This window comes from Paenibacillus sp. FSL R5-0749, from assembly GCF_038595085.1.
In the GTDB taxonomy this organism is placed as follows: domain Bacteria; phylum Bacillota; class Bacilli; order Paenibacillales; family Paenibacillaceae; genus Paenibacillus.
The window spans coordinates 924,788-937,526 of the sequence record NZ_CP152005.1 but is presented as its reverse complement, the minus strand read 5'-3'; the positions used below and the strand labels follow the sequence as shown (position 1 = coordinate 937,526).

The window sequence follows — 12,739 nt, the reverse complement described above, 5'->3', positions numbered from 1 at the left end:
TCCATTACAGGATTCCGTGAGTATTATAATCGCTCTGGCTGAAAAATCGCTGAATTTGAACACCAATTCCATCCACAAAACTAACGAATTATACCTTTAATGTCGATAACATACATCGAATACATAATCATATCATTTTTAACTAGAAGGAGATTAGAACATGTTTATTCAAAAAAGGTACATCCGCTCGTTACTCTTTCTTCCTCTGGCAAGTCTGTCTCTGGCAGGTCTGTTGTTTATGCTGCTCGGAACGCAGCCAATCGCTGCGGCCCCTGTCGACAGTCTGCTGCCTGAGCGAAGTGAACAAGAAATCAGTCAAAAATGGACGCAATGGATGAGTGGCAGGAACCAAACTGCTACATTCACTCAGAATCCCTCGATCAAGGCACCTTACGTCGCTGGTGTAGTAAGTGATTCCACATTAGAGCAAGCTTTAGGAGCAGCCAACTTCTATCGTTATATCTCCGGTCTGGATGGGGATCTCGTTCTGGACGCTGCGCTTAATCGTCAAGCCCAACATGGAGCAGTTGTGGTCTCTACCGGAGAATTGACTCATTTCCCGGCCCGTCCTGCCGATATGCCAAAAGACTTTTTTGATCTGGGCGCCAAATCGGCTTCAAGTTCCAATCTGTATGCTGCATATGGTGCTCAAGGAAATCTTGCAGTCAAAAGCGTAGAAGCTTATATGGATGATTCGGATGCCAGCAACATTGCTGCACTCGGCCATCGTCGCTGGATTTTGAGTCCGCAACTGAAGAAAGTCGGCTTCGGGATCGCATCCAGGGACAACAAAAACTATGCGAGCCACTTCAGCACTATGCAAGTGATGGATACAAGCCGTTCAGGAAAACTCAATTACAATTACAACTTGTATCCGAACAAAGGTGCATTCCCGATTGAAGCATTCCATGTGTCACAAGCCTGGTCTGCACAGCTGAATCCAGACGTCTTTGCGAAGCCTTCCAATTCCGAGGTACAGGTAGAGATCGTGCGTTCATCCGATCAGAAAACATGGGTACTGGGAGCAAAAACGCCGGTTAGCAGTGATCCTGCAAAGGCCTTTTTCAATGTAAATACCGATGGTTACGGATATAACTACGCTGTCATTTTCCGCCCGGATAGCTTGAAAGCCCTGAAGGCAGGCGATATGTTCAACGTTCGCATTACCGGTTTGAAAAAGAAAAACGGGTCCAAAGCAGAAATTTCATATCAGACTCGTTTCTTCTCGGTTAGCAACCCTTCACAAGAGCCTGGTACTAATCCACAGAATCCTGGGACAGAACCTGGAACAGAGCCACAAGAACCGGATACCGGGAACGAGGATTACCTGGATAATCATCTGATGCAATTCGTATATACAGCGGATCGAACGCTGACAGTACGCGGAACCCTCACCGCTTATGCAGGCAAAACATTCTCTTTCCAGATCCACGGTCCTTCACCTGACGAAAAGCATATTCGTACTGAAACGGTGAAGCTGGATGCTGACGGTCGATTTAGTCTAACCGTTCCCAATCTGGGCGTGTCCGATCTGACGATCTATTTGCAAGTGGACCCAAGCTTTATGTACTTGATTCCTACGGCAAGTAATTCAGACGTCACGTATTACTTCGAATAGAACGGGAGCAAGAGTACTGGAATAACTAAAGTAAAATGAAGTAGTGATCGGATTAAAAAAATTCAACAACAAAAACAGTCGGAATGCATAGGCATCCGACTGTTTTTTGGTTTATGATACGAGCTTTTGTTTACTATAGATTCAGTAGTGCATATTAAATTCAAAAAATGTCTAAGTATACTGCTCCTTGAATTCATTCATATACAGAACATCAATACAACCTGACCAATTCAGAATCGAACCGATAAAATCTTGTATGTCTAGTCCCTTCATTTCATACGTTTCTGCTGTATTTACTGTACCCGACGCATCTTCGATCAGAGTTACTTTAAACCCCTCATGTTCAGCATTAATCGCAGTAAACAGACAACAATACTCCATGTTAAATCCAACAATGAATACATGTTCAATCTGATGATCCAGCAGCCATTTTTTCAGCTCCGTATTACTGAACGCACTTGGTTTACTTTTCTCCAGAATAGGATGTTCCCCAGTATCGACAACGATCTGCACATTGGTACTTTTCGCATAATAGAGAGAGGATTCCTCATTGTCCTGGTCCAGATGTTTGGTAAACACAATAGGCCAGTTCATCTTTTCAAAAATAGCAATGACAGACTGAATCTTTGCAATTGGAACAGATACATCCCTTAGACTTGTAAGTCCATGCTGCACATCAAGTACAATTAACCCTTTATTCACCCGGTATCTCCTTCCATAGATAGGCCTGTCTATCGCCATCACTCAGTTTTTCCGTTTCTTTTCCAGCGCGATCTCCACATTTTCTTTCACCCGAAACTCCACAATCCGGCGGATCAGATCCTCCGGCAATGGCTGATCCAGCGGAAACTGGACAGATCCCTTGGCCCCTTTATACTTGGAGAGTTCCTCCTTGAACGCCAAAATTCCACTGGGAGCAGGGTAGAAGCCAATATGATGCTGGTATGCGGCAAAATGAATCAAATTCCCATGCTGTGCATACGTAGGCATCTTGTAACTGATCTTCTCTTCGGCGTTCGGAGCTGCTTCACGAATTATCTGTCTTAACGCCTGTAATCTCACCTGTACATCGGGTGCAAACTCGGAGATATATTCATCTACCAGCACCGAATAATGGTTACTCTCAGCCATCGGGGACTCCTTCCACCACGGATACAGCAATGGTCTCGTGGTACGGGCATATTTGCTTATATTGTACTTCAGATGGACGAGGAGAACAGCTATTTTCATGCAATTTGAAATGTAGAATTAAGCCTGAATTTACAGCGTCATGGCCCGACCATTTCGCATCAGATAATCTTCTTTTGTTTTGTAATCCGGCATAATGCTGCCAATACGCCGCCAGAAGGAGCGATCATGATTCATGTGGTGAATATGGCAAAGTTCATGAATGATGACATAATCGATTACTTCCAGTGGCGCCATTGCCAGGCGGTAATTGAACGTAAGCTTTTTGTCCCAGCTGCAACTTCCCCACTTCGTGGGAGAATCTACGATTTCTATCGACTTCGGCTTCACCTTCAACTCCTGCTGATAACGACCGATGCGCTCCCCAATCATGCGTTTACATTCGGCAAAATAAAACTTCTTCAGATTCGCTCGTAGCTCCTCTTCTGTAAGCCCCTCTACAGGAATTAATTCATGCAGTGCATGTTCCTTGCCAAAAAGCAAAAACATCCCCTTGCCCTCATCTTCGTATTCCTTCGCTTGAGGACCCTCGAGCGCCCGCTGCATCAGAGCGGACTTCTTCAAAATCACATCTCCATGCTGCTCCACAAGTTGCCGGATCATGTCTTCACTGGTACCATTGGGTGCTTTGATCGTTACCATATAAGGCAAGTCCATCGTGATGGAAACTTTCTTGCGTTTGCCGTATTCGATATGACAGTTAATGTTATGGCCTTGCATCTCTATCGTTAACATAATGCGCTCCGCTTCTGGCACTCCGATGACAGAACAACCTTCCGATCGCTGTTATCCCCAGATTTTTTTGATTCCTTTTTAAAAGGAAAAATCCGTGGATAAAGGCGAACACTTCGCTTCTTCAGGTTATTTCTGTCCTCTCCGTTAATGTGTAAAAGATATATACATTCTTTCAACCAAATCAAATTGTATACCATCTCCAACCAATATGCATACTGTTCGGCGATATATATTCGTATTGTATTTTTATTCATTAATATGTATTATTATTAAATTATAAAATCGGAGGTTGAATATGACGCATACAACGGATACAGAACACAAAACCATTGAAGAGATATCTCTTAACCACTGGCAGCCCTTGTCTACCTTACTATATGACGGCTGGGTACTGCGTTTTGCCAAAGGGTATACCAAACGTGCCAATTCCATTCAACCCATCTACTACTCCACACTGGATGTGCATGAAAAAATTGAGGAATGTGAGCGTATCTATGCTTCCAATCAGTTAAGTACGATTTTCAAAATCACGCCGTTTATTCAGCCGGATCATCTCGACCAGCTTTTGCAGGACAAAGGGTATGCTGTTGTGGATCTGACTCGTATCCAGATTCGGAGCCTAGATGACATCAAAGAACCTGTGCACCAAGCTGTACAGATTGACGAACAGTTGACCACTACGTGGCTGGATCACTTTTGCCGACTGAACAAGGTGAATGATCTGCAACGGGAAACGACAGAACTTATGTTGAACAATATTCGCACAAAGGCAGGTTTCATCTCGCTGTTACTTGACGGGCAAGTCGTCGCTTGTGGATTTGGTGTAATCGAACGCGGCTATGTTGGGTTGTATGATATCATTACAGATGCTAACTTTCGGAATCAGGGACTTGCTGAACAGATGATCCTTCACCTCCTCCATTGGGCAAAAGAGAATGGCGCCACGTCCAGTTATCTGCAAGTTGTTGCAAATAATGCACCTGCGGTAAAGCTCTACGCCAAGCTTGGTTATTCGGAAGTATATAGCTACTGGTACAGAGTCAAAGAATGGAACAAGTCCTGATCAAGCTGACAGCAAAAACTGCCCTCCTCCTATTTAGAGGAAAGGCAGTTCTCCGTACTCTTTTCTACAAAGGCAGCTTCACCAGCACCTCATAATTCACGCCAGCTTGGATATTCTTGATGATGTCACCTTCTATACGTTCACCGTCAACATACACTTCAATCGTCTGGACTGTTGCATCCTTCTTCATGTTCACGTTCAGCTCAGCCCCGCGGAACAACCGCGTAACTGATGCCTCGTTCCAATCGGCAGGAAGTTGCGGACGAACCTGAAGCCCTTGTGCGTGACCTTGCAGGCCGAACAATCCATCGATCAGGCAACGATACACCCAAGGCACTGTGCCGGTGTTGAACAAATGACTCGAGCGCCCGGCTGTACGTGGGAATTGACGATAAGCTCCGCGATAATAATTTGGGATAAATACAGGCAGTTGACCCCGTTGGAGAATATCCTCGGCATCGGGCCCCGGAATCATTTTACGCAGCAGACGATACGCCTTCTCCTTCTCACCCACCAGATACAATGCATAAATATAGAAAGCTGCCGCGTGGTTGTACACTGCACCATTCTCTGCACTTCCCGGATGTTTCTGCGTGACACGGCCTACATCTTCCCGCATCGCTGTGAAAGACGGCGCGAGCTTCTCGACACCATATGGCGTCTCCAATTGCTCCTCTACCGCGCGGATTAACTTCTCCTGTTTCTCCTGATCGGCAGCACCGCTCATAAGTGCCCAGCTCTGAGGATTGATATAGATGCGCCCTTCCACGTCTTTGCTCACACCGAACACTACATTATCATCCGTAATGCCTCGGGCATACCAGTCCCCATCCCACAGGTACTCATTCGCTGTCGCATTCGTCTGATTGGCTTCCTGGCGGAATTCCGCTGCAACCTCGGCATGGCCTGCCTGTTCAGCAAGATCTGCCCACACATTAAAAGCATATGCCGTTGCAATGGTCAGCCAGCCGGATACGCCTTTGCCTTTGTATCCCACCATGTTCATCGGATCACACCAGTCACCCTGATTGATATAGTTCAACCCACGCGCATCCCGCTCATGGATCAACCAGCGCATCGCGAGATTCATATGTTCCAGTACGGAAAGCTTCTGCTGACTGTCTGTAAAAGCAACCTGTTCCTCCAGAATGCCATAGTCATTGGTTTCATCCAGATAAGTCTTCATACAGACCGGGAGCCAGATACAGTGATCGGTATGAGGAATCTGGTTAATATATTTCAATTCTGCATCCGGGTGCAAAATAATGCCGTCCGGCATGGCGCCGCTAATATGCTGTTGTGACAATGCAGTCAGGAACGCAGCCCGCGCAACCTGCGGTTGAATGTAACTCATCCCCATATTATCCTGCAGATAATTCCGGGTCTGTGGATCGGTCGAGAGACGGTTTGTTTTCCCGTGATAATACATCTGCCGAGGCAGCCAGTGATTCACGACATTATCCAGCCAGCCATCCGGTGTCTGGATCTGGATGTTCCCCTGCCCTTCTGCAACATAAGCCGCATATTCCTGCTCGGCAGCCGTAAAACCATCCTGTCCTTCCACATTCTGCTTCACAAAATAATGCTGACGGATGCCCTCAATCTCTGCCTCATCATGAGCCGGGCCAAAGATAAATCGGTAGGCCTGCTCAGCACCAGCTTCCAGATCTACTCTGTATTGCAATACGGCCACAGGTGTCTCATATCGCGCATCTCCACCAGCGAGTGTCTCCGACTGAAGTCCAGAAGGATGATGAAGTCCCCCTTCACCTTCAAAGCTCTCTTGATTCACTTCCCAGGCGGTCGGTTGGTGATCTGCAAGCAGATAGGTTTTGTCACTGTAGGTTTTGATTTTGCTATAATCCTGATATTTCTGGTACGGCGTAACCGCCGAGCAGACAATGCCCTGTAAATCTTCCACATAGGAACCGGACTGGTTCATCCATGACATATAACCGACCGTATAATACGGGTAGATACTCAGCTTGCGTTTTCTCGAAGACAGATTGGTTACCTTTACACGCCACAGCTCCATGACATCTTCCCTCGGCAGACGCAGGGACATCTCGATGCAAATGTCGTCCTGAATCACTTTCCAATGAATATCATGTTTGCCTACAGCGAACGTATAACTATCCGCCTGCTTGCAAACCGGTTCATACGGGGCCGAGAAGATTTCGCCACTTACTTCATCTTTAATGTAAACAAACCGACCCGGATGGTGGGCATAGTATGGCTGCTCCGGTTGCATAAATGTCTTCGCTTCCAGGTTAGGCGCGTACGAATATTTGGCAGGTTCGGGCTGCATAAATTGGGCGACAGCGTACCCCCGACAATTCACATGAATCATCATCTTTTCATTCCAAAGAAATCCGGATGCCTTCGGTAAACTTGTCGGGCTTGTCAGTTCAACATATTGATTATCTTCCGTTGCTTTAATCATCTCTGATCCTCGCTTTCAGATTATGGAGTCAAAAGTCAGAAAACGTTTTAGGTAACTTGTATACAACTTGGTCCATTATAACACGAGAACGCTTACAGAAAATCAAAAACTAAAAAAGAGCTGAAAAATCAGCTCCGATTCCGTTCCAATTGTTTTTCGATGCCCAACCTGTCAATCTGAATCCAATATTCTGCAATCCGTTCGTTTGCCACCCGGTATACCGCGCTCGCAATTTCGATCACTGGCAAGTTCGTTGGTGTATATCCGTCCACGTCTCCTACAAGGGTACCGGTTTGTTTCCAGCGCACATAGACTTTATCCCCTTGTGTCAGCAACTCCTGGATCTCAAGTGAGAAATCCCCGTAAGCTTCGATCATCTCTCGCACATGATCCGCATAATCGGAAGGCGTTCGGGTCACCGTGACCTCTTCTTCGGATATCACTTGATGGGCCAGTACCTGTTCCGCCATTACAGTGCTTGCATAATCCGGATTCCGGCCTGATCGGACCTCTTCAAAAAAGGATCTGACAATCTGTTCTGCTATCATCTGAGCCACTCCAGTCTATTCAAAATATCCGATTATATATAAATATGTAGTAATTCTTGTATTTTAACATGGAACACACGCTACGGAATCACATCTGTTCTATTGTTCTACAGGACTTAAAACCTACCCTCTTACCTTGACAATGCGTCAATATGACCATAAACTAGCAAAGGATGTCAGGAAATTAATAGGAGGTTTAGCCGTTAAGAGGATTGAGTATGGGTTTTAACCATATCTGATAATCTTTCGGTGTGTAGAACTAGCCATTAGAGTCACTCAGAAAAACAAGAAAGCGGTGTATCATGAAACGTCTATTTTTTATTATGTTTGCGCTCACCCTGTTACTGGCTGGATGCCAGAGTAATGAACAGGAAAGCAGTCCGTCCGAGAATAATCCTACAGAAGTCGTAGAAGGTTCTACCATTTTAAGTTTGAAGCAGAAATACGGCTCTGAATCGGAACAAGCGATCATGCCGATGTACAACGTAGCTCAGGATGAAGAATTTACGTTCAAGTTTAAAGCAGATTTACGTAAAAGTAACCTGCGAGCTAGTGACATTATTAGTGTACATACCGATATTAAAGCACTCAAAGCAAGCGATGTATATGCCATTCCCGAGACAAACGACAATAGTGTTTCCATTAAACCTCTTGGATGGGGCGTTTTAAGTTCAGATTCCATGATGAACAAGGATCAAAGTTCTTGGGGCGGTGCCCCCATTTATTACATTCGTCTGAATTATGATCCAGATGCTGAGAAGCTAACACTACTCGATCAGCCCATCATTATTCCGTTTACAGTGAAATCGGAGTTACCTGTGCCCAACCTAAGATATGAGATTGATAAAGACAGACGGTTCAAGCTGGTCTGGGACAAAGTTGAAGGTGCCACTGAATATAAAATTTATAAACGTTCTGACCTAACCAACTTCGAAACCAATGTACCTCTAACTGGCGCAGAGGACGCTTTCAGTAATAGTCTGCCTTTAGATATTGCGGTAACGACAGAGACGTCTTTCAATGATTTTTTGAGAGACGGAAAAGGCGGGCTAGGCACTTATAATGAAATGATAACTACCACTCAGAACCATGGTATACGAGGAGAATATTATGTCACTGCAATCGGCGGAGGCAAAGAATCCAATTTTAGCAGAGGTGTCCCTACAGCTCCGCTTGCTTCCCAGTTACCAACATCTCTGAAAGAACAATTGTATAGGGAGAAATTAAAGAATATAGATATACTTCCTCAGAAAGTAACAGTTGAGTACAATGACGGCTCTCTAGCTCGTGAAACCATTGTCTATGATACCAAAAGCGTAGAAATTTCAGAGTTCAATGAGACGAATATTCCTTTTCACGTTAAAGGAACTGCTTTGAAAAGTTACGTACGCGTAGAAAATGTGACCCAAGCAGACCTGGACAGACTTGCTCAGCAAACCGTAGCCGATTCCAGCAACGGACTGGTGGAACCGAAGAATGACACACCTTACGTTCCTGCCCCTGATGTGCCAACGATCATCAACAATCATGATGCACCTGAGTCTGCAACAGACACAGAAGAAGCACCGGTAGCGGAAACTCCAACTACAGAGTCCACAACCGATACTGAGACTTCAGAGAATGCAGCTGATCCGGTAACCACCGAGGCTTCTAGTGATAGTTCCGAGAGCGCCTCCGAGGAAACTTCGAACGAAGAACCTGCTCCAGCTCCTGAAGCTGTAGAAGACAACCTGGTAGATGAACAGAAATCCAATACACAGCAAAATGTAGAACAAGGTAATCAGGAAACTGTGCCCCAACCTGCTACAGGTGATGCAATGATCAATGCAGATTCCGCATTGGAAGAAGTTTTGGCCAAAAACATGATTGCGGCACAAGATAAAATTTCGTTAAAGGCTTTTCCCGAGGCTCAAAATTTCACGACACTCTCGGATGTGGTTCTGAAAGTGATGTACCAGAATCCATTGATTCTTGGTGTGGAAGGTTTCGAATATAACTACGGTACGCTTACCCTTTCGATTCATTACAATGAGTCTGCAAGTGGTATTCAGAAGAAGCAAAATGAGATTATTGCCAAAGCAAACGAAGTCGTGGCTTCCATCATCAAGGATGGCATGAACGAAGACGAGAAACGTAAAGCCATCTACGATTATCTGAACGATAACGCGAAGTATGACGATGCAGCGCTGGAGAATGCAGAGCAGAACAATTTCAAAAATGTCGACCCACAGTTCAATGACTCGTTTACTACTTACGGTATTCTAGTCAAAGGTGTTGGGGTATGTGCCAGCTATGCCTCCGTCTACAAATTGCTTTCCGATCTCTCGGGACTGGAAAGCATCGTCGTAACGGGAGCTTCCAGCGGCGTTCCACATGCTTGGAACAAGGTCAAAATCGGAAACGAATGGTTCCATGTCGATGCCACCAACAATCTGACCAACTCCGGCATCCCTTACTTCCTGTACAATGCCAACGATGAGACTGCTGCCAGTCAGAAAACGATAGCAGATAAGGATTACTGGCTTGATTCCGAACTCGCGATGTTCGATGGCGAGAGCGATGCCAATGATTATTATGTGCAGAATGATCTCGAAGTCGCTTCCATTACTGAGTACAAAACCAAGGCTGAGAGTGAACTTAAAAAAGGAGAGAACCGGGTCATTCTCCGTTTTGCCTCACCTGTCGATTCTGATGAGCTCATGACAGCTGCCGGTGAAGCCCTTGCTGCTGTGGATGAAGCCCTACTGAACACGGCGCAATTGGCCACGCTCGGCAGTTATGCCATTCTGGACCCGAAACCAGAACAGAAGTAACTTAATTTCACTAAAAATCCCCTTTGCTTTCCAACAAGCAAAGGGGATTTTTAGTCTGTTATTGGATGGCTTCAAGCCAGCAATTTAACCTGTTGCAATCTGGTAATAAAAGAAGAAATAAATGCTTTCTCTTTTGTAAGATTCTCTTGCAATCTCTCACTTATTTTACGGAGTGTACTTGCATCACGCGTTATATTGTATTTGAGAACAATATTTCTCAATTTAAAGTAGTCCTGTTTCAGACCAGTGCTTGCTTCCATAAATGCTGCATCTGGCTCAATGATTGATTTCTCCATTAAGTAAGATAAACGCAACTCCATCAGCAGCTTATGTTCATACAAAAGATGAAAAACTCGTGAATCCAATTCTTCCCCAACTAGGGCTGCCTGCTCAATATCGGTAAAGATGCGCTGAATGGCTTGCATTCCAAAATCGTATTGCTGATCCCTTACTAAATCATATGTCTCCCTTGATTGAAGATAGTTTTCCATCGCCGTTATTATCTGTTCTACATGGACGGCGTAATTGATATTCTCGATCGGCTTAAGAAATCTCATCTCTGTCCAAAAACTGTACTCATTAGACATGCTCCAGTAGCCTTTCTCAAGTTCATCCAGACTACATAAGGTTTGTATGAATTTACCATCTTCCAGATTATCAGCAATGTAGATCACATTTTGTTCCAGATCATACCCGTACACCAATAGTTCATGCATGAGATGTTCTTTTTGATAATAGTCTGTACACCCAATGTAATATCTGTCTGCATAAATATATAGATAATATCCCATATCTATTGATTCCGTAATCACTTGCTTAAGCGATTTTCCCCATTTGTTAATCACAATTTCTTGTGGCAGGTTGTAAAAAGAAATTCCAGGGCAGGTACCTAGCAGAAACTGATGAGAATCAAACGAAAAAATTCCCCATCCATGTGCGTACCTGATCTGTATAAAGTTATTGAAAATCCATGGCCATAAATCTTCGTGCATAATGGATGTTAATGCCCCATAAGATGTGTACGTGCTAATGACAGGGTCACCTAGTTTAAGTACATTCTTGGCCATTACAGAATTCCTCCTTCGATTCCTAGGCATAGTGTATTCTTCTGAACAGATTCATTGTATAAGCAACGCACTCTTAAATCTGGGAGCTAAGAACATGTTCTTGAATATATTACCATGTACCCTTCCCGTTTTAAATAAGAACGCTTTCATATATAAAAATATTTATTTCTCTAATCTTAACGAAAAAAAAGAGGATGCCGCCCCCCACTATGGAGATGGTATCCTCTGAGACTATAATCGGATTATCTAAAACCTTACGGACTAACCGTACCACCATTTGCATTCAATGTTTCGCCGCTCACATAGCTGGATTCCTGGCTTGCCAGGAACACAAATGCCGGAGCCATCTCGGCAGGTTGTCCTGCACGACCAAGCGGTGTATTGGAACCAAACTCGGCCAGCTTCTCGACGGGTTGTCCACCTACAACTTGCAGCGGTGTCCATACCGGACCTGGTGCAACAACATTGACACGAATTCCTTTGCTGCCCACCTGTTGGGCCAATGCTTTGCTAAACGTGTTAATGGCTGCCTTCGTTGTCGCATAGTCCAGCAGGATTGGCGAAGGCTTGTACGCCTGAATCGACGATGTGTTGATAATAGAGCTGCCCGGCTTCATGTGTTTCACGGCTGTTTTACAGAGCCAGAACATGGAATAGACATTTGTTTTGAACGTTGCATCAAACTGCTCGGTGGTCAGATCCGCGATTTGCTCTACAAACTGCTGTTTCCCTGCCACGTTAGCTAGGATATCAATCCCACCAAGCTCTTTGACCGCAGATTCAATGAGTTCTTCACAGTATTTCTCATCCTTCAGATCACCTGGCATCGTAATTGCTTTGCGGCCAGCTTCCTCAATCAGCTTCACGACTTCCTGTGCATCTGCTTCCTCTTCCGGTAGATATGCCAGGACAACATCTGCACCTTCACGGGCAAACGCAATCGCTGCCGCGCGGCCAATCCCGCTGTCTGCTCCGGTCACAACCGCTTTGCGGCCTGTTAAACGTCCGCTACCTTTATAACTTTTCTCACCCGCATCAGGAACAGGAGTCATCTCACGCTGAAGTCCCGGCTCATCCTGTTGCTGTTTCCACTCCGGTGTAGCCTTCGGATATTGTGTCGTTGGATCTTGCATGGTGTGCTGGTCTTGATTAGCCATGTTCAATTCCTCCTTGGATATTTATAGTGATCACTACAATCACAGAAGTTGTTTTCATAAAAGTTTCACTCTTTTCTTTGTAACCGAGATTGGCCAAATTTAAACTG

Annotated in this window: 10 protein-coding genes; 3 read left to right on the top strand and 7 right to left on the bottom strand. The window is 45.0% G+C overall.

Features of this window, described 5'->3' with window-relative positions; translation table 11 throughout:
- Positions 1-160: 160 nt before the first annotated feature.
- Complete coding sequence (locus MKY85_RS04240; RefSeq protein ID WP_342571875.1) at positions 161-1,618, top strand: CAP domain-containing protein; 1,458 nt, start codon at positions 161-163, stop codon at positions 1,616-1,618.
- A 171-nt stretch (positions 1,619-1,789) separates the two neighbouring features.
- Here MKY85_RS04240 and MKY85_RS04235 read toward each other — a convergent pair whose 3' ends face one another.
- From MKY85_RS04235 to MKY85_RS04225, 3 genes are all read right to left on the bottom strand, one after another.
- Positions 1,790-2,320, bottom strand: a complete 531-nt coding sequence (locus tag MKY85_RS04235; RefSeq protein ID WP_342571874.1) for an isochorismatase family cysteine hydrolase — start codon at positions 2,318-2,320, stop codon at positions 1,790-1,792.
- A 42-nt stretch (positions 2,321-2,362) separates the two neighbouring features.
- Complete coding sequence (locus MKY85_RS04230; RefSeq protein ID WP_342571873.1) at positions 2,363-2,749, bottom strand: DUF1801 domain-containing protein; 387 nt, start codon at positions 2,747-2,749, stop codon at positions 2,363-2,365.
- 129 nt (positions 2,750-2,878) lie between these two features.
- On the bottom strand, positions 2,879-3,541 hold the full coding sequence (locus tag MKY85_RS04225; RefSeq protein ID WP_342571872.1) for a SprT family zinc-dependent metalloprotease: 663 nt from the start codon (positions 3,539-3,541) through the stop codon (positions 2,879-2,881).
- A 295-nt stretch (positions 3,542-3,836) separates the two neighbouring features.
- Here MKY85_RS04225 and MKY85_RS04220 point away from each other — a divergent pair, with 295 nt between their 5' ends.
- Complete coding sequence (locus MKY85_RS04220; protein ID WP_342571871.1) at positions 3,837-4,604, top strand: GNAT family N-acetyltransferase; 768 nt, start codon at positions 3,837-3,839, stop codon at positions 4,602-4,604.
- A 64-nt stretch (positions 4,605-4,668) separates the two neighbouring features.
- On the opposite strand, the gene MKY85_RS04215 is transcribed toward MKY85_RS04220, so the two are convergent.
- Positions 4,669-7,047 (bottom strand): amylo-alpha-1,6-glucosidase, encoded by a 2,379-nt coding sequence (locus tag MKY85_RS04215; protein ID WP_342571870.1) that lies wholly within the window; start codon positions 7,045-7,047, stop codon positions 4,669-4,671.
- Positions 7,048-7,175: 128 nt separating this feature from the next.
- The gene (locus MKY85_RS04210; protein ID WP_342571869.1) at positions 7,176-7,595 is read right to left on the bottom strand and encodes an ester cyclase; all 420 of its coding nucleotides are present in this window, start codon (positions 7,593-7,595) and stop codon (positions 7,176-7,178) included.
- 302 nt (positions 7,596-7,897) lie between these two features.
- Here MKY85_RS04210 and MKY85_RS04205 point away from each other — a divergent pair, with 302 nt between their 5' ends.
- A complete protein-coding gene (locus MKY85_RS04205; RefSeq protein ID WP_342571868.1) occupies positions 7,898-10,408 on the top strand; it encodes a transglutaminase domain-containing protein in 2,511 nt (836 codons plus the stop codon).
- Between the two features lie 71 nt (positions 10,409-10,479).
- Here MKY85_RS04205 and MKY85_RS04200 read toward each other — a convergent pair whose 3' ends face one another.
- Together MKY85_RS04200 and MKY85_RS04195 are read right to left on the bottom strand one after the other, a co-directional pair.
- On the bottom strand, positions 10,480-11,475 hold the full coding sequence (locus tag MKY85_RS04200) for a hypothetical protein (protein WP_342571867.1): 996 nt from the start codon (positions 11,473-11,475) through the stop codon (positions 10,480-10,482).
- Between the two features lie 254 nt (positions 11,476-11,729).
- Positions 11,730-12,632 carry an SDR family oxidoreductase gene (locus MKY85_RS04195; protein ID WP_342571866.1) on the bottom strand — a complete coding sequence of 301 codons (903 nt, stop codon included), beginning with the start codon at positions 12,630-12,632 and terminating at the stop codon, positions 11,730-11,732.
- Positions 12,633-12,739: the final 107 nt, after the last annotated feature.

Excerpts from the sequence above, each read along its gene's own strand:
- MKY85_RS04240 (WP_342571875.1), top strand. The coding sequence starts at position 161 with ATGTTTATTCAAAAAAGGTACATCCGCTCGTTACTCTTTCTTCCTCTG.
- MKY85_RS04230 (WP_342571873.1), bottom strand. The coding sequence starts at position 2,749 with ATGGCTGAGAGTAACCATTATTCGGTGCTGGTAGATGAATATATCTCC.
- MKY85_RS04225 (WP_342571872.1), bottom strand. The coding sequence starts at position 3,541 with ATGTTAACGATAGAGATGCAAGGCCATAACATTAACTGTCATATCGAA.
- MKY85_RS04220 (WP_342571871.1), top strand. The coding sequence starts at position 3,837 with ATGACGCATACAACGGATACAGAACACAAAACCATTGAAGAGATATCT.
- MKY85_RS04215 (WP_342571870.1), bottom strand. The coding sequence starts at position 7,047 with ATGATTAAAGCAACGGAAGATAATCAATATGTTGAACTGACAAGCCCG.
- MKY85_RS04210 (WP_342571869.1), bottom strand. The coding sequence starts at position 7,595 with ATGATAGCAGAACAGATTGTCAGATCCTTTTTTGAAGAGGTCCGATCA.
- MKY85_RS04205 (WP_342571868.1), top strand. The coding sequence starts at position 7,898 with ATGAAACGTCTATTTTTTATTATGTTTGCGCTCACCCTGTTACTGGCT.
- MKY85_RS04200 (WP_342571867.1), bottom strand. The coding sequence starts at position 11,475 with ATGGCCAAGAATGTACTTAAACTAGGTGACCCTGTCATTAGCACGTAC.
- MKY85_RS04195 (WP_342571866.1), bottom strand. The coding sequence starts at position 12,632 with ATGGCTAATCAAGACCAGCACACCATGCAAGATCCAACGACACAATAT.